General features: G+C 62.4%; 20 protein-coding genes. 15 read left to right on the top strand and 5 right to left on the bottom strand.

The window, feature by feature from the left end:
• Window positions 1-45: 45 nt before the first annotated feature.
• Both gluQRS and dksA read right to left on the bottom strand, forming a co-directional pair.
• Window positions 46-933 (bottom strand): tRNA glutamyl-Q(34) synthetase GluQRS, encoded by an 888-nt coding sequence (gene gluQRS / locus ACLCGK_RS13730; RefSeq protein ID WP_024087757.1) that lies wholly within the window; start codon window positions 931-933, stop codon window positions 46-48.
• Window positions 934-997: 64 nt separating this feature from the next.
• Window positions 998-1441 (bottom strand): RNA polymerase-binding protein DksA, encoded by a 444-nt coding sequence (gene dksA / locus ACLCGK_RS13725; RefSeq protein ID WP_003259209.1) that lies wholly within the window; start codon window positions 1439-1441, stop codon window positions 998-1000.
• 210 nt (window positions 1442-1651) lie between these two features.
• On the opposite strand from dksA, the gene ACLCGK_RS13720 reads away from it, so the two are divergent.
• Window positions 1652-2824, top strand: a complete 1173-nt coding sequence (locus ACLCGK_RS13720; protein ID WP_410952191.1) for a pyridoxal phosphate-dependent aminotransferase — start codon at window positions 1652-1654, stop codon at window positions 2822-2824.
• On the top strand, window positions 2824-3537 hold the full coding sequence (gene sfsA, locus ACLCGK_RS13715) for a DNA/RNA nuclease SfsA (protein ID WP_410952190.1): 714 nt from the start codon (window positions 2824-2826) through the stop codon (window positions 3535-3537). Before ACLCGK_RS13720 ends, sfsA begins: the two co-directional genes overlap by 1 nt.
• On the opposite strand, the gene ACLCGK_RS13710 is transcribed toward sfsA, so the two are convergent.
• The gene (locus ACLCGK_RS13710; protein ID WP_410952189.1) at window positions 3527-3844 is read right to left on the bottom strand and encodes a Rieske (2Fe-2S) protein; all 318 of its coding nucleotides are present in this window, start codon (window positions 3842-3844) and stop codon (window positions 3527-3529) included. The two genes, sfsA and ACLCGK_RS13710, sit on opposite strands and share 11 nt — an antisense overlap.
• Window positions 3845-3992: 148 nt before the next feature.
• On the opposite strand from ACLCGK_RS13710, the gene ACLCGK_RS13705 reads away from it, so the two are divergent.
• From ACLCGK_RS13705 to ACLCGK_RS13690, 4 genes are all read left to right on the top strand, one after another.
• A complete protein-coding gene (locus ACLCGK_RS13705; RefSeq protein WP_410952188.1) occupies window positions 3993-4877 on the top strand; it encodes a hemin ABC transporter substrate-binding protein in 885 nt (294 codons plus the stop codon).
• A gap of 50 nt (window positions 4878-4927) precedes the next feature.
• Window positions 4928-5911, top strand: coding sequence for a FecCD family ABC transporter permease (locus ACLCGK_RS13700; protein WP_162276790.1), 984 nt, complete (start codon window positions 4928-4930; stop codon window positions 5909-5911).
• Entirely contained in the window at window positions 5911-6678 is a 768-nt protein-coding gene (locus tag ACLCGK_RS13695) for a heme ABC transporter ATP-binding protein (protein WP_410952187.1), read from the top strand. Before ACLCGK_RS13700 ends, ACLCGK_RS13695 begins: the two co-directional genes overlap by 1 nt.
• Before the next feature lie 140 nt (window positions 6679-6818).
• Entirely contained in the window at window positions 6819-7700 is an 882-nt protein-coding gene (locus tag ACLCGK_RS13690) for a ChaN family lipoprotein (protein WP_410952186.1), read from the top strand.
• Between the two features lie 178 nt (window positions 7701-7878).
• Here ACLCGK_RS13690 and ACLCGK_RS13685 read toward each other — a convergent pair whose 3' ends face one another.
• Window positions 7879-8157, bottom strand: a complete 279-nt coding sequence (locus ACLCGK_RS13685; protein ID WP_013974260.1) for a TfoX/Sxy family protein — start codon at window positions 8155-8157, stop codon at window positions 7879-7881.
• A 177-nt stretch (window positions 8158-8334) separates the two neighbouring features.
• Window positions 8335-9897 (bottom strand): AAA family ATPase, encoded by a 1563-nt coding sequence (locus ACLCGK_RS13680; protein WP_410952185.1) that lies wholly within the window; start codon window positions 9895-9897, stop codon window positions 8335-8337.
• A 116-nt stretch (window positions 9898-10013) separates the two neighbouring features.
• On the opposite strand from ACLCGK_RS13680, the gene mrcB reads away from it, so the two are divergent.
• From mrcB to msrQ, 9 genes are all read left to right on the top strand, one after another.
• Window positions 10014-12335 carry a penicillin-binding protein 1B gene (gene mrcB, locus ACLCGK_RS13675; RefSeq protein ID WP_139657867.1) on the top strand — a complete coding sequence of 774 codons (2322 nt, stop codon included), beginning with the start codon at window positions 10014-10016 and terminating at the stop codon, window positions 12333-12335.
• Between the two features lie 15 nt (window positions 12336-12350).
• The gene (locus ACLCGK_RS13670; protein WP_410952184.1) at window positions 12351-13169 is read left to right on the top strand and encodes a tetratricopeptide repeat protein; all 819 of its coding nucleotides are present in this window, start codon (window positions 12351-12353) and stop codon (window positions 13167-13169) included.
• Window positions 13169-13501 (top strand): YqcC family protein, encoded by a 333-nt coding sequence (locus ACLCGK_RS13665; protein ID WP_031324603.1) that lies wholly within the window; start codon window positions 13169-13171, stop codon window positions 13499-13501. The genes ACLCGK_RS13670 and ACLCGK_RS13665 overlap by 1 nt, the downstream gene beginning before the upstream one ends.
• A gap of 408 nt (window positions 13502-13909) precedes the next feature.
• Window positions 13910-15634: an acetolactate synthase 3 large subunit gene (locus ACLCGK_RS13660; RefSeq protein WP_015271834.1), complete on the top strand. Its 1725-nt coding sequence runs from the start codon at window positions 13910-13912 to the stop codon at window positions 15632-15634.
• A gap of 1 nt (window position 15635) precedes the next feature.
• Window positions 15636-16127 carry an acetolactate synthase small subunit gene (gene ilvN, locus ACLCGK_RS13655; protein ID WP_003250040.1) on the top strand — a complete coding sequence of 164 codons (492 nt, stop codon included), beginning with the start codon at window positions 15636-15638 and terminating at the stop codon, window positions 16125-16127.
• A gap of 55 nt (window positions 16128-16182) precedes the next feature.
• The gene (gene ilvC, locus ACLCGK_RS13650; RefSeq protein WP_013974255.1) at window positions 16183-17199 is read left to right on the top strand and encodes a ketol-acid reductoisomerase; all 1017 of its coding nucleotides are present in this window, start codon (window positions 16183-16185) and stop codon (window positions 17197-17199) included.
• Window positions 17200-17349: 150 nt separating this feature from the next.
• Complete coding sequence (gene pssA / locus ACLCGK_RS13645) at window positions 17350-18201, top strand: CDP-diacylglycerol--serine O-phosphatidyltransferase (protein WP_009685387.1); 852 nt, start codon at window positions 17350-17352, stop codon at window positions 18199-18201.
• A 79-nt stretch (window positions 18202-18280) separates the two neighbouring features.
• Entirely contained in the window at window positions 18281-19294 is a 1014-nt protein-coding gene (msrP, locus tag ACLCGK_RS13640; protein ID WP_015271833.1) for a protein-methionine-sulfoxide reductase catalytic subunit MsrP, read from the top strand.
• Window positions 19294-19905, top strand: a complete 612-nt coding sequence (gene msrQ / locus ACLCGK_RS13635; protein WP_410952183.1) for a protein-methionine-sulfoxide reductase heme-binding subunit MsrQ — start codon at window positions 19294-19296, stop codon at window positions 19903-19905. The genes msrP and msrQ overlap by 1 nt, the downstream gene beginning before the upstream one ends.
• Window positions 19906-20245: the final 340 nt, after the last annotated feature.

The raw sequence follows: 20245 nt of genomic DNA, 5'->3' as shown, positions 1-20245 counted from the left end.
AGTTCCTGTGGGAGCGGGCGTGCCCGCGAAGATGCCGGTAATGCCTCAGCGCAAATCAGCCTCTGGCACCGTGGTCCGCTGTGCAATCGCCTCGGGCCGCCACTGCTTGCGAGCTACCGCCAATACCTCCGCCGGCGTTGCCAGTAACAACTCGGGGTCGGCTTTCTGCCCCAGCGCCCGCAACGCCCGCAGCAACAGCGGTGTCGCCTGGTCCGCCTGCAGCGGCGGCGAGCGGTACGACTTGCCCAGCTTGTGCCCGTCCGGCTGCACGATCAGCGGAATATGCAGGTAACGCGGCTGCGAGAAGCCCAGCAACTCTTGCAGGTACAGCTGGCGCGGGGTGTTGTCGAGCAGGTCGGCGCCACGCACGATGTCGGTAACACCTTGCCAGGCATCGTCCAGTACCACCGCCAGTTGGTAGGCATACAGCCCGTCGCGGCGCTGGATGACGAAATCGCCCACTTCACGCCCAAGGTGCTGCTGGAACTCGCCCTGTACGCGGTCGGTAAAGCGGTAGATCAGCTCTGGCACGCGCAGGCGGATCGCCGCGCCATCCCTAGCATGCCCGGCATTGCGGCAAAGGCCCGGGTAGATACCGTTGTAACCCTCAAGCTGCTTGCGCGAGCAGGTGCAGGCGTAGGCCAGGCCCATGTTGAACAGGCGGTCGACCACCGCAGCATAGGCATCGTGCCGCTGGCTCTGGAACACCACTTCGCCGTCCCACTCCAGGCCGTAGCGCTCCAGGGTCTGCAGGATCGCATCGCGAGCACCGGGCATTTCCCGAGGCGGGTCGGTGTCTTCCATGCGCAGCAGCCAGCGGCCGTTCACGGCGCGGGCATCGAGCCAGGAGGCGAGGGCGGCGACCAGCGAGCCGAAGTGCAGGAAGCCGCTGGGGGTGGGGGCGAAACGCCCGATGTAGCTTGAGTGGGTCATGGTCAGGCTGGGCATATAAATGAAACGGGGCGCATGATGCGCCCCGTTCAGGTGGAAAGAAAGATCAGCCTTTGCCGACCGTCTTTTCCTTTTTCTCGGCGATTTCCTTGCAGTCGAAGCACAGGTCGGCGGTAGGGCGGGCCTCCAGGCGACGCAGGCCGATCTCGATGCCGCACGATTCGCACCAGCCGTACTCGTCGGCCTTGATCTTGTCGAGGGTCTTGTCGATTTTCTTGATCAGCTTGCGCTCGCGATCGCGGTTGCGCAGCTCCAGGGCGAATTCTTCTTCCTGGCTGGCACGGTCGGCCGGGTCGGGGAAGTTGGCTGCCTCGTCCTTCATGTGGTCCACAGTGCGGTCCACACTGGTCATCAGCTCTTGCTTCCAGGCGCCGAGAAGCTTGGTGAAGTGCTTCTTCATGGGCTCGCCCATGTACTCTTCACCTTTGGATTCTACGTAGGGCTCGACACCGTACATGGTCTGGGCTTTTTGCTTTTCTACGGTGGACATGAATAGACCGCCTCTCACTCATCTGATCCAATGCGCAGGCTGCTCCATCTCCGGCACCCGCCGGCCCTGCGACTGCGAGCCGCCGAACTTACCAGATAGATCGGGGGTGCGCTACCCCGCCCGATCCTGGTAATTGACAGCGGCCTGAGCCGCACGTTCGGTGGCGTGCAGAGGTAGAATCTCCAGTTTAGACCCAATTGAGAGAAGGTCATGGCCCACCCCTACAGTGCGCGCAGCCGCGCCATCGAACCCTTCCACGTCATGGCGCTGCTGGCCCGGGCCAACGAGCTGCAGGCGGCCGGGCACGACGTGATCCACCTGGAAATCGGCGAGCCGGACTTCACCACGGCCACGCCCATCGTTGCCGCCGGCCAGGCAGCATTGGCCGCCGGGCACACCCGCTACACCGCCGCACGCGGCCTGCCGGCACTGCGCGAAGCCATTGCCGGGTTCTATGGCCAGCGTTACGGCCTGAGTGTCGACCCTGAACGCATCCTCATCACCCCGGGTGGCTCCGGTGCGCTGCTGCTGGCCAGCAGCTTGCTGGTAGACCCAGGCAAGCACTGGCTGCTGGCCGACCCAGGCTACCCGTGCAACCGCCACTTCCTGCGCCTGGTCGAGGGCGGGGCGCAGCTGGTGCCGGTGGGCCCGGACGTGAATTACCAGCTGACTGCCGACCTTGTCGACCGCTACTGGGACAAGGACACGGTCGGAGCCCTGGTCGCCTCGCCGGCCAACCCGACCGGTACCGTGCTGGGGCGTGACGACCTGGCCAAACTGTCCCGCGCCACCCGTGAACGGCACGGCCATCTGGTGGTGGACGAGATCTATCACGGGCTGACCTATGGCATGGACGCGCCCAGCGTGCTGGAAGTGGACGACTCGGCATTCGTCCTGAATAGTTTTTCCAAGTATTTCGGCATGACCGGTTGGCGCCTCGGCTGGCTGGTGGCGCCTCCTGGCGCGGTGGCCGACCTGGAGAAGCTGGCACAAAACCTGTACATCAGTGCGCCAAGCATGGCCCAACATGCCGCGCTGGCGTGTTTCCAGCCCGAAACCCTGGCCATTTTCGAGGAGCGCCGCGCCGAGTTCGCCCGCCGCCGCGACTACCTGTTGCCCGCCCTGCGCGAACTGGGCTTCCGCATTGCCGTCGAGCCGCAGGGGGCGTTCTACCTGTATGCCGACATCAGTGCCTTTGGCGGTGACGCGTTCGCCTTCTGCCGGCACTTCCTGGAGACCGAGCACCTGGCCTTCACCCCGGGCCTGGACTTCGGCCGTCACCTGGCCGGCCACCATGTGCGCTTTGCCTACACCCAGAGCCTGCCGCGCCTGGAAGAGGCGGTGCAGCGGATTGCCCGCGGCCTGCGGAGCTGGCAAGGCTGATGCAGTTCCATCCCCCACTCGAACAGGGCCGCCTGCTGCGCCGCTACAAACGCTTTCTGGCGGATATCGAACTGCCCGGCGGCGAACAACTGACCATCCACTGCCCCAACACCGGCTCGATGCTCAACTGCATGCGTGAAGGCGGGCAGGTGTGGTTCAGCCGCTCCAACGACCCCAAGCGCAAGCTCCCGGGCACTTGGGAAATCAGCGAAACTCCGCAGGGGCGGCTGGCCTGTGTGAATACCGGGCGGGCCAATGCGCTGGTCGAAGAGGCCCTGCGTGCCGGCATCATCGCCGAACTGGCCGGTTTCAGTGCGCTAAGGCGTGAGGTAGCCTACGGCGAGGAAGGCAGCCGCATCGACTTTCGCCTGGAGTTCGACGGTGCTCCGGCCTATGTCGAGGTCAAGAGCGTGACCCTGGGCTACCCAGCCAGCACGGTCGCGGCCTTTCCTGATGCGGTGACCCAGCGTGGCGCCAAGCACCTGCGAGAGCTGGCGAAGTTGGCCAGGCAAGGCGTGCGGGCGGTGCAGCTGTATTGTGTGAACCTGACCGGTATCGACGCGGTGCGCCCGGCCGAGGAAATCGATGCGGCTTATGCCCAGGCCCTGCGCGCGGCAGTTTCAGATGGAGTGGAGGTGCTGGCCTACGGCGCACGCCTGGACTCCGAAAGCATTGTCATCGACCGCCGCCTGCCGGTGCTGCTTACCCCTTGAGCCAGATGCCCTGGCTGTCCTCGTGGCAGCCCAGGGCCTGCAGTTGCTCGCCCTCGCACGGCCCGGCCACGCATTCTCCACTTTCGATCACAAACAGCGCGCCATGATGGGCGCAGTGAATCAGGCTGGCGCTGTCATCGAGAAACGCATCTTCTACCCAGTTCAGCGGGATGCCGCGGTGCGGGCAACGGTTGCGGTAGAGGTACACCTGGCCTTGGCGGCGCACGCCGAACAGTTCGATGCCGTCTACGCTGAAGGCGCGGCTTTGGCCTTCGGCCAGGCCGTGGTAGGTACAAAGGAAGTGCATGGCAAAGACGACTCGTGGAACAAGTGATGGGTTGACGCTTCAATGCGAATAATTATCAAATTGTCCATATTCGCTGCGCCCGGCTGCCTATGGTGCGCAGTTCCGTCGCTCGCCACAAGGCGCGCGGCTCGCCTGCAGAAGGAAACCGATGATGCGCCGTCCTGTCGCCTTGCTCGCTCTGTGCGCGAGCGTTGTGCTGTCCACCCAGGCCCTGGCGGCCGACCTGCCGCAGCGTTGGGTCAGCGCTGGTGGCGCACTGAGCGAATGGATCAGCGCACTTGGCGGTGAAGCGCGCTTGGTGGGTGTGGACACCACCAGCCAGCACCCGCAATCGCTGAAGTCACTGCCTAGCGTCGGCTACCAGCGGCAGTTGTCTGCGGAAGGCATTCTCAGCCTGCGCCCGGATGTGCTGGTGGGCACCGAAGAAATGGGGCCGCCACCGGTACTGGCGCAAATCCGCAAGGCTGGCGTGCGGGTCGAACTGTTCTCCAGCAAAGCCGAGGTGGCGGCGGTGGATGAAAACCTCAAGCATCTGGGGCAATTGCTGGGCGCAGAAGAGCAGGCCGCGGTCTTGGCGTCGGGTTACCACCAGCAGCTCGATGCCTTGCAGGCCAGGGTCAGGCAGGCCCAGGCCGGGCAGAAGGCGCCAGGAGTGTTGCTGCTGGTCGGGCATGCGGGTGCCAAGCCGCTGATCGCCGGGCAGGGTACCGCCGGCGACTGGCTGCTGAGCCAGGCAGGCGGGCGCAACTTGGCAGAACATCAGGGCTACAAGAATTTCTCCAGCGAAGCACTGGCTGCGCTGGACCCGGATGTGATCGTGTTTTCCGACCGGGCGCTGGCCGATGACGAAGCCTTGAAGGCGTTGCTGAAAGAAAACCCCGCGCTGGCGACTTCGCGCGCCGTGCGAGAGAAACGCCTGGTATCGCTTGACCCGACACTGTTGGTCGGCGGGCTCGGGCCACGCCTGCCGGCAACACTTCAGTTGCTTGCGGCTACCTTCTATCCGGCCGCCAAGATCAGCCTCTCCCAATGAAACAACGCGTCCAGCCACGCACACTGTTCGTTTGCCTGAGCCTGTTGTGCCTGTTGGCGGTGTGGTTGTCTTTGGCCCTGGGGCCGGTCAGCCTGCCGCTGTTCGATACCCTGCGTGCCGGCCTGCGCCTGCTGGGGTTGCCCATTGCCGCTGACGGCCTGCAGCAGGCCGAGATGATCCTCGGCCAGATCCGCCTGCCGCGCACCTTGCTGGGGTTGGCGGTGGGCGCGGTGCTGGCGCTATCTGGTGTGGCCATGCAGGGGCTGTTCCGTAACCCTCTGGCCGACCCCGGGCTGGTAGGGGTTGCCGCCGGAGCAGCGGTGGGCGCGGCGGTGGCCATCGTTGGCGGCAGTTGGCTGGGCGGCATGCCGGATGTGCTTGCCCCTTACCTGTTGTCGCTGTGCGCTTTCATCGGCGGGCTGGGCGTGACTGCGCTGGTTTATCGTCTGGGGCGACGCGACGGCCAGACCAACGTCGCCACGATGCTGCTGGCCGGTGTGGCCATGACCGCGCTGGGCGGTGCTGCCGTGGGGCTGTTCTCCTACCTGGCCGACGACGCCACGCTGCGCACGCTGACCTTCTGGAACCTGGGCAGCCTCAATGGTGCCAGTTACCAGCGGCTGTGGCCTTTGCTGCTGGTGGCTGCAGGCGTGGCAGTGTGGCTGCCACGTCGGGCCAAGGCGTTGAATGCCATGTTGCTTGGTGAATCGGAGGCGCGTCACCTGGGCATTGACGTGGAGCGGCTCAAGCGCGAGCTGGTGTTCTGCACGGCGCTGGGCGTGGGTGCGGCGGTGGCGGCAGCAGGGCTGATCGGTTTCATCGGCCTGGTGGTGCCGCACCTGGTGCGCCTGCTGGCCGGGCCTGATCACCGTGTGGTGCTGCCAGCTTCCTTGTTGGCTGGCGGTGTGCTGATGCTGTTCGCCGATTTGGCGGCGCGGCTGCTGCTGGCGCCTGCCGAGCTGCCGATCGGCATCGTCACGGCCTTTATCGGCGCACCGTTCTTCCTGTTCCTGCTGATACGAGGGCGCAGTTGATGTTGCAAGCCGAGGGGCTGTACTTGCGGCGGGGCAGCAACGAAGTGCTGCATGACATTCATCTGCAGCTGAGCCAGGGGCAGGTGGTGGGCGTGCTCGGCCCCAACGGTGCCGGCAAGAGCAGCCTGCTAGGAGTACTGTGTGGTGAGCTGGCGCCCGATCACGGGCGGGTGACGCTACAGGGCAGGCCACTGGCGGACTGGGCAGGGCAGGAGCGGGCCAGGCGCCTGGCGGTGTTGCCGCAGGTGTCCAGCCTGGGGTTCTCGTTCCGGGTCGAGGAAGTGGTGGGCATGGGGCGCATGCCCCATGGCACCGGGCAGCGGCGCGATGCTGAAATCGTCGAAGCGGCCTTGCGGGCAGCGGATGCCTGGCACCTGGTGGAGCGCAGTTACCTGGCGTTGTCTGGCGGCGAGCGGCAAAGAGTGCACCTGGCTCGGGTGCTGGCGCAGCTGTGGCCGGGCGAGGCGGGTACAACGCTGCTGCTGGACGAGCCAACCTCGATGCTCGACCCGTTGCACCAGCACACCACCCTCGAAGCCGTGCGCCGCTTTGCCGACCGTGGCGCCGCGGTGCTGGTGATCCTGCATGACCTGAACCTGGCGGCGCGCTACTGTGATCGTATCCTGCTGCTGGAGCAGGGGCGCTGCCATGCCTTTGCCGCACCGTCAGCAGTGCTGACGCCGGCGGCGTTGAAGGCGGTATACGGGATCGACGTACTGGTACAGGTGCACCCGGAGCGTGGGCATCCGCTGATCATCACTCGCTAACGCTGGCGCGATCTTTGTAGGAGCAGCCTTGTGCTGCGAAGAGGCCGGTACTGACAATGCATGTCTGCTGCCCATACCGGCCTCTTCGCAGCACAAGGCTGCTCCTACATACTCCGGTCAGGCCGTGAGGGGAGATACACATGCGACATCCGCTGCTGTCCGTTTTCTCGCTGTGCCTGGGGCTGGTACTGGGTGGCTGCCAGGCCAGCCTGCCACCGCTGCCCGCTTGGCAGAGCAGTGAAGGGCGCAGCCATGCCGAGCTGGGACATATCGTCGATCTTGCCAGTGGCCAGCTGATCAGCCCTGAGCAGCTGGTGCAGCACCTGTCTGCCGCCCCCCGGGTGCTGGTCGGCGAGAAACACGACAACTCCGACCATCACGCGCTGCAGCTGTGGCTGCTGCGTGCCTTGCAAGGCCAACGCGCGCAGGGCAGCCTGCTGCTGGAGATGTTGCAGCCCGAGCAGCAACCGCTGCTGGACAAGCTCGCGGGGCAACCTTTGCCGGCAGACCTGCCCAAGGCCATGGCCTGGCAGGACGGCTGGGATTGGCAGCTGTACGGGCCAATCGTGACTGAAGCCTTGCAGCAGCGGGTGCCTTTGCTGTCCGCCAACCTCTCACCTGGCGAGATGCGCCAGGCCTATCGCCAGCCGGCTTCGTTAATGGGCGAACGGTCCAATGCGCCGACGGTCAAGGCCGCCCTGCTGGAGCAGGTGCGCGCCGGACATTGCGGGATGCTGCCAGAAAGCCAGTTGCCGGCGATGCTGGCCGTGCAGCAGCAGCGCGACCGGCGCATGGCCGAGCGCTTGCTGGCGGCGCCGCAGCCAGCACTGCTGCTGGCCGGGGCCTATCACGTGCGCAAGGACCTGGGTGTACCGTTGCACTTGGCTGACCTGCAAGCGCAGGGGGAGAGCAAGGTGCTACTGCTAGCTGAGGTTGGTGAGCAGGTCGAGGCAGGCGAGGCTGATTTTGTGTGGTACACGGCAGCGATGCCGGAGCAGGACTATTGCGCGCAACTGCGGTGACGGGGCTGTAAAAGGCAAAAAAAGACCCGGCAAATTGCCGGGTCAATAACCGTGATTAGCCTGATGAGGAGATAATCTGAGAGTCCGAACCAGGGGCTCTTAGCTTATCCAACCAGTCTCGCGACCAGTTGTGATAATCATAACTATTCTCATTTCGACGTCAATCCCTTTCCCGAGATTATTTCTGATTTTTTTGCGCAGGGCTTTTCGCATCCAGTTGTTGGTTGAGCGCTTCTTTGCGCTCCAGCGGCAAATCGTTCCAGTGCATGTCCAGCAGGGCGCCTTCAATGGCATACAGCAGCACCTTCGATGCGCGGAACCCTCGTGTCTTCACGGCCTGGTACGCACCTACCGCGCCCAGGCGGCGCAGATCCGATGCACTGTGGATGCCGGCTGCATGCAGCCACTGCGCAGAGGTCTTGCCAAGGTTCTTCAGATGCTGCAATTCATCGTTCATCGAGCCTCCTTGCGATGGCTGAACGGGGATTGGGGGATAAATCGCGAGCAGGTCAGAGAGGAGTGTAGCGGGGGATAGGAAATGCGCGGCCTTTTGCCATAGGGGGCGACGAGATGTCCTGTGCCGGCCTATTCGCGGGTTCACCCGCGAAGTGGCCGGTCCAGGAAAACGCTGAACTTACAGCCCAGGCAAGCGCTGGCGAATCTGCTCGATCACCTGGTCCATGCTCCCGGCGCTCTGGGTATCGACGCCGGTGCTCTGCACCAGTTCCTGTGCATCCAGTGGCTCACGACTGGCCTGCTGAGCTTTGACCACTTCCAGGGTGGCATCCGACGGGTCGGTATTTTCTGCCCGGCGCTGCTCCAGCCAGCTGGCGATGACCGCATCCGGCGCATGGCAGTCGAGGATCAGGAACGGCACGCCCGTCTGGCTGGCGATGTCCGCTGCGGCCTGGCGCTGATCACGTTTGAGGTAGGTGGCATCCAGCACCACCGGGAAGCCGGCCCGCAGTACGGTCGCTGCCACCTCGTGCAGGCGCTGGTAGGTCGCGACACTGGCGTCCTGATCATAGATGCCGGTACTCAGCTGGCCAGCCTCAGCCAGCTGCTGTTCACCGAACAGGCGCTTGCGCTCCACATCCGAACGCACGCGGACGGCGCCAAGGGCTTCGACCATGCGCATGGCCACGTGGCTTTTGCCCACAGCCGAAACACCGTGGGTAATGGCCAGCAGGCGCGACGGGATGGCGCTGTAGCTTTCTGCCAGGTTGGCATAGTTGCGGTAGGTGCGAAGAGTGGTGGCGCGCTGCACGCCATCGGCATCGGCTGGCATGCTGAACAGTGCAACCTTGGCCCGCACCAGCGCGCGGTAGGCTTTGTAGAAGTTGAGCAGTTCCAGGCCTTCGTAGTCGCCGGTCAGTTCCAGGTACTGGCTGATGAAGCGGCGGGCCAGGCATTTCAGGCCGCGGTCTTCCAGGTCCATGGCCAGGAAGCCGGTATCGGCGTACACATCGGTCAGGCGGAACGGTTCGTTGAACTCGATGCAGTCGAAGATCACCACCTTGCCGTCGATCAGGGTGGCGTTGCCCAGGTGGATGTCACCGTGGCACTCACGGATGAAACCATTGGCCTTGCGCTTTTCCAGCAGGCCATGCAGGCGCTCGAAGCTGCTGCGTGCCCAGGCCTGCAGGGCGTCGAGTTGCTGCAGGTCGGCCTTGTCGCTGAGGAACGGGCGAATCTGCTCGAAGTTCTGCTCCACAGGTGCCATCACGCTGTCCGGCGTGCCCAGTGGGTGCTCCACCGGCACGCGTGGGGCCTGCAGGTGGAACTCGGCGATCTGCCGGGCCATCTGGTCGATGTGCGCGGCGTTCAGTTCGCCATTGGCCTGCAGGGTGTTGAGCATCTGCCCCTGGGGGAACTGGCGCATCTTCAGCACGTACTCGATGGCTTCGCCTTCACCGCCGATCTGCGGCGCGTCGACGCTACCGGTGATCGGCAACACTTCAAGGTACAGGCCATCGGTCAGGCGCTGGTTCAGGCGCAATTCTTCGTTACAGAAATGCCGGCGCTGGTCCAGGCCGGTGAAGTCGAGGAAGCCGAAGTTCATCGGCTTCTTGATCTTGTAGGCATACTCGCCGGTGAGCAGGACCCAGGAGATATGCGTCTCGATGAGCTGGAACCCATCCACGGGGTGAGGGTACAGGGCTGGGTTCTGCAACGCAGTGATAAGGGCTTGGCTCACGGGAAATCCTTCCGGGGGCAGGGAATTCGAATGCGCCATTATGGTCAATGGTGCCGTCCCTGCCTACCGCCGGGGGCGTCTGCCCAGCCTTTATAAAGTGCGTATAATCCGCCGCCATGACCCGAACTCGAAATCCCCGTACCCCTCAGAAACGCCCGACCGGCCGCTCCCGCGCCTGGCTGGGCTGGGCTTTGAAGCTCAGCCTGGTCGGCCTGGTGATAGTCGCCGGCTTCGCGGTTTACCTCGATGCCGTTGTCCAGGAAAAGTTTTCCGGCAAGCGCTGGACCATCCCGGCCAAGGTGTATGCCCGGCCGCTGGAGCTGTTCACCGGCCAGAAACTGAGCAAGAACGACTTCCTCACCGAGCTGGACGCGCTCGGCTACCGGCGTGAAAGCGCGGCCAACGGCCCGGGAGCGGCGGCAGTCAACGGCAACACCGTCGAGCTCAATACCCGTGGCTTCCAGTTCTACGAGGGCATGGAGCCGGCGCAGTTCGTGCGTGTGCGCTTCTCCGGCGATTACGTGGCGGGCCTTTCCGGCGCCAACGACAAGACGCTTGACGTAGTGCGCCTGGAGCCGCTGATGATCGGTGGCATCTACCCGAAAAACCTCGAAGACCGCATCCTGATCAAGATCGACCAGGTACCGCCCTACCTGCTCGAAACCCTGGTGGCGACGGAAGACCGCGATTTCTACAGCCACTTCGGGGTGTCGCCCAAGTCCATCGCTCGAGCCATGTGGGTCAATACCTCGGCAGGTTCCATGCGCCAGGGTGGCAGCACCCTGACCCAGCAGTTGGTGAAGAACTTCTACCTCACCAGCGAGCGCAGCCTCAGCCGCAAGCTGACCGAGGCGATGATGGCCGTATTGCTGGAGCTGCACTACGACAAGCGCGAGATCCTCGAGGCCTACCTCAACGAGGTGTTCGTCGGCCAGGATGGTCAGCGTGCGGTGCACGGCTTCGGCCTCGCCAGCCAGTTCTTCTTCAGCCAACCGCTGTCGGAACTGAAGTTGCACCAGATCGCTTTGCTGGTGGGCATGGTCAAGGGGCCGTCCTACTACAACCCGCGTCGCTATCCGGACCGCGCCCTGGCCCGCCGCAACCTGGTGCTCGACCTGGTGGCCGAGCAGGGCGTGGCCAGCCAGGCAGAAGTCGATGCAGCGAAGAAGATGCCGCTGGGCGTGACCAAGCGCGGCAGCCTGGCAGACAGCTCGTTCCCGGCGTTCCTCGACCTGGTCAAGCGTCAGCTGCGCCAGGACTACCGCGATGAAGACTTGACCGAAGAAGGCCTGCGCATCTTCACCAGCTTCGACCCGATCCTGCAGATGAAGGCCGAAACCTCGATGAGCGAGACCTTCAAGCGCCTCGCGGGGCGCAAGGGGGCGGACGAGGTTGAGTCGGCGATGGTCGTGACCAATCCGGAAACCGGTGAGGTGCAGGCGCTTATCGGCAGCCGCCAGGCCGGCTTCGCCGGCTTCAACCGCGCCATTGATGCCGTGCGGCCGATCGGTTCGCTGGTCAAGCCGGCGGTGTACCTGACCGCGCTGGAACAACCGACCAAGTACACCTTGACCAGTTGGGTGCAGGACGAGCCGTTCTCGGTCAAAGGTGCCGACGGCCAGGTCTGGCGCCCGCAGAACTACGATCGTCGCCCGCATGGCACCATCTACCTGTACCAGGGGCTGGCCAACTCCTACAACCTGTCGACTGCCAAGATCGGCCTGGAAGTGGGTGTGCCCAACGTGATCAAGACCATTGGCCGGCTGGGAGTGAACGTTGACTGGCCAGCCTTCCCGGCCATGCTGCTGGGTGCCGGCGGCATGTCGCCAATGCAGGTCGCGACGATGTACCAAACCATCGCCAACGGAGGCTTCAATACCCCGATGCGCGGTATCCGCAGCGTGCTCACCGCCGAGGGCGAGCCGCTAAAACGCTACCCGTTCCAGATCCAGCAAACCTTCGACCCGGGGGCTATCTACCTGGTGCAGAACGCCATGCAGCGGGTGATGCGCGAAGGCACCGGCCGCTCGGTGTACAACACTTTGCCGCGCAATCTCACCCTGGCGGGCAAGACCGGCACCAGTAACGATTCGCGCGACAGCTGGTTCTCCGGGTTCAGCCAGGACCTGCTGGCCGTGGTATGGATGGGGCGTGACGACAACGGCAAGACGCCATTTACTGGTGCTACCGGCGCCCTGCAGGTGTGGACCAGCTTCATGAAGAAGGCCGACCCGCTGCCGCTGGACATGCCGCAACCGGACAACGTGGTGCAGGCCTGGATTGACCCGTACAGTGGCCATGGGTCTGATGGCAGCTGTCCGGGAGCGGTGCAGATGCCGTATATTCGCGGGAGTGAACCGCCCGCCGGCGCGACCTGCGGCGGCGAGCAGGATCCAGTTGAATCGGTCATGGACTGGGTCAAGGGCTGGATGAATTAAGCACAGGCTGCATTGATGAGGTGTGACGTGAACAAGTGGCTGTTTCCTGCCGTGACGGCGCTGGCTGTGCTCCAGGGGTGCGCCAGCGTCCCGCGCGGCAATATTCCGGTGGTCGACTCGAGCACCCGGGTGTCCAACAGCGAACGCGTGACGGCCAATCGCTCTGCGGGTGGCTATAACGCAGGTACCGCGCAGGCTCAAACGCTGCCTGAAGACTCCGGCGTGACCGTGATGATCCCGCAGGGCGCTGGCGCTTCGGGCATCCAGACGTTCCCGGCGGCCAATGGCGCGGCGCCAATCAGCACCTCGCCGATTACCCCGGGGCCGATCACCCCAGGCCCAATTACCCCTGGGCCGGTCACTTCGGCACCAATGACCACCAATCCCAACCCGATCGCCGACGAACCCTTCGACATCGCGGCTATGAACAGCGCCCCGCAAAGCACCAACGCGCCAACCGGTATTCCGCGTAGCGGTGCTGCTACCGGTGGCCTGTCGGCCGACGAGCAGCTGGACGGCCCGGTGCTGGCGCTGCTGACCACCGCGAAGACCCAGCAGGGCAGCGGTGACTTCAACGGTGCCGCATCGAGCCTGGAGCGTGCTCAGCGCATTGCCCCGCGCGAGCCACAGGTACTGTACCGTCTGGCCCAGGTACGCCTGTCGCAAGGTGATGCACCGCAGGCCGAGCAGTTGGCGCGTCGTGCTTTGACTTACGCCAACGGCCGCCCGAGCCTGCAGGCCGAGCTGTGGAACACCATCGCCCAGGCCCGCGAGAAGCAGGGTGACAGCGCTGGTGCCGCACTGGCCCGGCAAAAGGCACGGGTCAATTCGTGATGATCGAGCAGCGCATTCTGGATGTTGCCGACCACCTGCTGCTGATCGAACGTGAGCTGCAGGTGCAAGGCTGGTGGGATGACGAGCCGCCAAGCGATGAGGCACTGGCCAGCACGGTGCCTTTCGCAGTCGATACCCTCAGTTTCGAGCAGTGGCTCCAATGGATCTTCCTGCCGCGGATGAAGATCATCATCGAGCTGGGCCACCCGCTGCCCAATGCGTCCGGCATCCTGGTAATGGCTGAAACGGTATTTACCGACCGGCCAGAGCAAAGTCGTGAGCTACGCCGCCTGTTGGCAGCATTTGACCAATTGATTGCTCCTTCCGCCTGATTTCTTCAGTTTTTCCTTCAAGGGCCGCAGATTGTGGCCCTTTTTTGTGGAAATCTTATTTATTCTGCTGCTGAAGCGATTTTTAGTGGTGGCAGGAATTCATCTTGGGGAAAAATTGGCAATAATTTTCCTTGACTTGTTGGCGCCGAATCAGAAGAATCCAATCTCCGCTGTAGAGGGACTGCCAGAAGCAGACCCGCTAAGCAGATCATGAGGCGCACACCCGCGCCGACCTGTTACACCCCGCAACGCGTTACCTCGCGCTGGGTGGGAAAACCCCGCAACACTCTGGGGCGCTCCCAATACTTGCTCAGTCAGTGCTGACGTTCGCTCATGCTCTGCTTGGCAGTAAACCTATTAAGACCCGTCCAGTGAGGGCGGTATTCTGGCGTTTTAGAGGTGAACAACGTGGAGCTTTTATCTGGCGCTGAGATGGTCGTCCGCTTCTTGCGTGACGAAGGCGTTAAGCACATCTACGGGTACCCTGGTGGTGCTCTCCTGCATGTTTACGACGCGCTGTTCAAGGAACCGGAAGTCGAGCACATCCTGGTTCGTCATGAGCAGGCAGCTACCCATATGGCGGACGGCTACGCCCGCGCCACCGGCAAGGCCGGCGTGGTGCTGGTAACCTCCGGCCCGGGCGCGACCAATGCCATTACCGGTATTGCCACCGCCTACATGGATTCGATTCCGATGGTCATCCTGTCCGGCCAGGTGCCTAGCACCATGGTGGGTACCGATGCCTTCCAGGAAACCGACATGATCGGTATTTCGCGGCCGATCGTGAAGCACAGCTTCATGATCAAACATGCCAGCGAAATTCCCGAAGTTCTGAAAAAAGCTTTCTACCTGGCGCAATCCGGTCGCCCAGGTCCGGTCGTGGTCGACATTCCAAAAGATATGACCAACCCGGCCGAGAAGTTCGAATACGTCTACCCGAAAAAGGTCAAGCTGCGCTCCTATAGCCCAGCGGTACGCGGCCACTCCGGCCAGATCCGCAAGGCTGCAGAGATGCTGCTGGCGGCCAAGCGCCCGATCGTCTACTCCGGTGGCGGCGTGATCCTCGGTGGTGGCTCCGAAGCCCTGACCGAAATCGCCAAGTCGCTGAACCTGCCGGTCACCAATACCCTGATGGGTCTGGGTGGCTTCCCGGGTACCGACCGCCAGTTCCTCGGCATGCTCGGCATGCACGGCAGCTTCACTGCCAACATGGCCATGCATCATGCCGACGTCATCTTCGCCGTCGGTGCCCGTTTCGACGACCGCGTGGTCAACGGCCCGGCCAAGTTCTGCCCGAATGCCAAGATCATCCATATCGACATCGACCCGGCGTCGATCTCCAAGATGATCAAGGCCGACGTGCCGATCGTCGGCCCGGTCGACAGCGTGCTCAGCGAAATGCTCGGCATCCTCAAGGAAATCGGCGAGCAGCCTGACAAGGCGGCGCTGGATGCCTGGTGGAAGCAGATCGACGAATGGCGTGGCAATGGCGAGCTGTTCCCTTACGACAAGGGTGACGGCAATGTCATCAAGCCGCAGAAAGTCATCGAGACCCTGTGCGAAGTGACCAATGGCGATGCCTTCGTCACCTCCGACGTGGGCCAGCACCAGATGTTCGCGGCGCAGTACTACCGCTTCAACAAGCCGAACCGCTGGATCAACTCCGGTGGCCTGGGCACCATGGGCTTCGGCTTCCCGGCGGCGATGGGCGTCAAGCTCAACTTCCCGGACCAGGACGTGGCCTGCGTGACCGGCGAAGGCAGCATCCAGATGAACATCCAGGAGCTGTCCACCTGCATGCAGTACGGCCTGCCGGTGAAGATCGTCAACCTGAACAACGGTGTGTTGGGCATGGTCCGTCAGTGGCAGGACATGGCCTACAACGGTCGTCACTCGCACTCGTACGTCGAGTCGCTGCCTGACTTCATCAAGCTGGCCGAGGCCTATGGCCATGTGGGTATCCGCATCACCAGCCTGAAGGACCTCAAGCCGAAGCTGGAAGAAGCGTTTGCGATGAAGGACCGCCTGGTGTTCATCGACATCGCGGTTGACCGCAGTGAGCACGTCTATCCGATGCAGATCAAGGATGGCTCGATGCGTGACATGTGGCTGAGCAAGACGGAGCGTACCTGATATGCGGCACATCATCTCCCTGCTGCTGGAAAACGAACCAGGTGCGTTGTCCCGCGTGGTCGGCCTGTTCTCCCAGCGTAACTACAACATTGAAAGCCTGACCGTGGCGCCGACCGAAGACCCGACCCTGTCGCGTCTGACGCTGACCACCGTTGGCCATGACGAAGTGATCGAACAGATCACCAAGAACCTGAACAAGCTGGTCGAAGTGGTCAAGCTCGTCGACCTGTCGGAAAGCGCTCACATCGAGCGTGAACTGATGCTGGTCAAGGTCAAGGCCACCGGTGCCCAGCGCGCCGAGATCAAGCGCACCACGGATATCTTCCGTGGCCAGATCGTCGATGTGACTGCCAGCGTGTACACCGTGCAGCTGAGCGGCACCAGCGACAAACTGGACAGCTTCATCCAGGCGATCGGCACTGCATCGATTCTCGAAACCGTGCGCAGCGGCGTTACCGGCATTGCCCGTGGCGACAAAGTGCTCAGCATCTAAATTCAAAAATTAGCGATGGCTCCGCAGGGGCCGAGATATAACCAGGGGTATTTTCATGAAAGTTTTCTACGATAAAGACTGCGACCTTTCCATCATCCAGGGTAAGAAAGTCGCCATCATCGGTTACGGTTCCCAGGGCCACGCTCAGGCGTGCAACCTGAAGGACTCCGGTGTAGATGTCACCATCGGTCTGCGTAAAGGTTCGGCCACCGTTGCCAAGGCAGAAGCCCATGGCCTGAAAGTGACCGACGTTGCCTCTGCCGTAGCTGCTGCCGACCTGGTCATGATCCTGACCCCGGACGAGTTCCAGGGCCAACTGTACAAGCAGGAAATCGAGCCGAACATCAAGAAGGGCGCTACCCTGGCCTTCTCCCACGGCTTCTCGATCCACTACAACCAGGTTGTCCCACGTGCCGACCTCGACGTGATCATGATCGCGCCGAAGGCCCCGGGCCACACCGTTCGCTCCGAGTTCGTCAAGGGCGGCGGTATCCCTGACCTGATCGCCATCTACCAGGACGCCTCCGGCAACGCCAAGAATGTCGCCCTGTCGTACGCTTCGGGCGTAGGCGGCGGCCGTACCGGCATCATCGAAACCACCTTCAAGGACGAGACCGAAACCGACCTGTTCGGTGAGCAGGCTGTTCTGTGCGGCGGTACCGTAGAGCTGGTCAAGGCCGGTTTCGAAACCCTGGTCGAAGCTGGCTACGCGCCGGAAATGGCCTACTTCGAGTGCCTGCACGAACTGAAGCTGATCGTTGACCTCATGTACGAAGGCGGCATCGCCAACATGAACTACTCGATCTCCAACAACGCCGAGTACGGTGAGTACGTAACCGGTCCGGAAGTCATCAACGAAGAATCCCGCAAGGCCATGCGCAATGCCCTGAAGCGCATCCAGGACGGCGAGTACGCGAAGATGTTCATCTCCGAAGGTGCTACCAACTACCCATCGATGACCGCCAAGCGCCGCAACAACGCCGCTCACGGCATCGAAATCATCGGCGAGCAGCTGCGCTCGATGATGCCGTGGATCTCGGCTAACAAAATCGTCGACAAGACCAAGAACTAAGTCTTATCGAAAGATGAAAAACGCGGCTTCGGCCGCGTTTTTTCGTTCTGACTGTCAGCTTCTGGTATAAAGCAGACCAGTGGCCTGCCGTCAGAACCTGTTTTGCAGGTCCGTGTCGAACATTTTCCATCCTGTTGCAAGGTACCCTCCATGAGCGAACGTCCCGAAGAGCCGAACAAGCCCTCCGACGCCGAAAGCCTGCTACCTGTCGATGAGCACGTTGAAGAAGGGCATGACGCCGAAGGGCGCAAGGTACGCCATCGTGGCATCTACCTGCTGCCCAACCTGTTTACCACCGCCAACCTGTTTGCCGGTTTCTATTCCATCATCAGCTCGATGAGCGCGCAGAGCGCCCTGAGTGCCGGTGACCCGCGCGAGGCGAGCAAGTACTTTGCCTTCGCTGCGATCGCCATCTTCGTGGCCATGGTGCTCGACGGCCTGGATGGCCGTGTCGCGCGCATGACCAACACACAGAGCGCCTTTGGTGCCGAGTACGACTCACTGTCGGACATGGTTGCCTTTGGTGTCGCTCCGGCCTTGCTGGCCTTTGGCTGGGCGCTGGGCGACATGGGCAAGGTTGGCTGGATGGTTGCCTTCATCTATGTGGCCGGTGCAGCACTGCGCCTGGCACGCTTCAATACCCAGGTCGGCACCGCCGACAAGCGCTACTTCATCGGCCTTGCCAGTCCTGCTGCTGCGGGTGTGGTCGCGGGTACCGTGTGGGCGTTCAGCGACTACGGCATCCAGGGCTCCAAGCTGTCGTTCCTGGTGGCGCTGCTGGTGGCTGCTGCCGGCATGCTGATGGTCAGCAACATCAAGTACAACAGCTTCAAGGAGCTGGACCTGAAGGGGCGTGTGCCGTTCGTGGCTATCCTGGCCGTGGTGCTGGTGTTTGCCGTGGTGTTCAGCGACCCGCCGCGTATCCTGCTGCTGATCTTCCTCGCCTATGCGGCTTCGGGCCCGATTCAGTTCCTGCTGAAGTCACGCCGTCGCAAAGCGTGACAATCATTTAATGCTGGAATAACCCGCCGGCTCCATAGTCTTACTGGTACATCCGTTATCCAGTGCTGTGGAGCCGCTCATGCTCATCAAGCTTCCCAGGTCTTCCGAGTGCAAGGCGTCGGAGATCACCCCCGAAGGCATCTATCTCTCCCGTCGTACCCTGCTGGGTGGCTCGTTGGCTGGCCTGGCCCTGGGCGCTTTGCCGAGCATGGCGCGCGCAGCTGAAGCCAGCCGATACGCCGATGTCGAGGCGGGCAGGGCGCCTGGCTGGTTCAATGAAAAGCTCGCAGCTACCCGATGGCAGGCAGTAACGGTCAAGGGTGAGGCAATCACGCCGTTCAAGGATGCCACCCACTACAACAACTTCTACGAGTTCGGGCCTGACAAGGGCGACCCGGCGGCCAATGGCGACAGCCTGAAGACCGAACCTTGGAGCGTTGTGGTCGATGGCGAAGTGGGTAAGCCCGGCCGCTATGCGCTGGAGGACTTCGTCAAACCGTACCAGCTCGAGGAGCGCATCTACCGGCTGCGGTGCGTGGAGGCGTGGTCGATGGTCATTCCGTGGCTGGGCTTCCCGTTGGCGCAGGTGCTCAAGCAGGTCGAGCCGACATCCAAGGCACGTTATGTGCGCTTCGAAACCCTGAAAGACCCGGAGCACATGCCGGGGCAGCGTTCGGGTTTTGCCTTGATCGACTGGCCTTATAGAGAAGGCTTGCGCCTGGATGAGGCAATGCATCCTTTAGCGATCCTGGCGGTCGGGATGTATGGCCGGGAGCTGCCCAACCAGAATGGCGCGCCGTTGCGGCTGGTGGTGCCGTGGAAGTATGGCTTCAAGAGCATCAAGTCGATCGTGCGTATCAGCCTGGTGGCGGAGCAGCCGGGCACCACCTGGGAAGGGCTGGCGCCGGATGAATATGGGTTCTATGCCAATGTGAACCCGACGGTCGACCACCCCCGTTGGAGCCAGGCGCGTGAACGGCGGCTGCCCAGCGGGCTGTTCAGTCCCAATGTGCGGGAAACCCAGATGTTCAATGGCTATGCCGATGAAGTGGCGTCGCTGTATACCGGGCTTGATCTGCGGAAGAACTATTGATGCGTTACCCCTGGTTTCGTCTGGCCATTTTCATCGTGGGATGCCTGTTCCCAGTCTGGTGGTTGTATGAGGCGGCGATGAATCTGCTAGGGCCTGATCCCGGAAAGATCATGATGGACCGGCTTGGGCTCGGGGCGCTGACCTTCCTGCTGGTTACCTTGGGCATGACCCCGCTGCAGAAGCTGACGGGATGGTCGGGCTGGATCGTGGTGCGCCGGCAGTTGGGGTTGTGGGTGTTTGCCTATATCGTGCTGCACGTCCTGGCTTACCTGTTCTTTATCCTTGGGCTGGACTGGGGGCAGCTGGCGGTTGAGCTGCGCAAGCGGCCTTACATTATTGTGGGTGCGCTTGGGTTTCTTGGGCTGCTGGCCCTGGCGGTTACCTCGAATCGGTATAGCCAGCGGCGGTTGGGTGCGCGTTGGAAGAAGCTGCACCGGTTGGTGTACGTGATACTTGGGTTGGGGTTGCTGCATTTTCTGTGGATCGTGCGCTCGGATTTGCGGGAGTGGGCGATTTATGCGGTTATTGGGGCTGTGTTGATGGTGTTGCGGGTTTCTGCTGTTGCGCGGGTGCTGCCCAGGGTTGGTCGGAGGCAGGGGAGGGTGGTCTGAGCGATTATTTCAATTTCTTGAAATTAAAGGTTGACGCCCTCTCGAATCCCCTTATAATGCGCCCCACTTCCAGCGACGCCGGAACGACAAACTCCTTGATTTTCAAAGAGTTAGATAGTTGAAGCGAAGTTGAAAGGGCTACGATCGAATGATTGTCAGCGGTTGAGATGATGGTTGACAGCGCTTCTAAACGCTGTATGATTCGCCTCCCGCTACGAGAGATCGCAGCGAGTCAAGTGTTTGAAGCTAAACGAGTTTCTCGCAAAAAACTTCAAATTAAACGCTTGACAGCAAATGAGGAAAGCGTAGAATGCGCGCCTCGGTTGAGACGAAACGCTCT

It is taken from the genome of Pseudomonas sp. S1(2024) (genome assembly GCF_046557535.1).
Note: the sequence above shows the minus strand (reverse complement) of the source record. Positions and strands in the feature narration are given on the sequence as shown.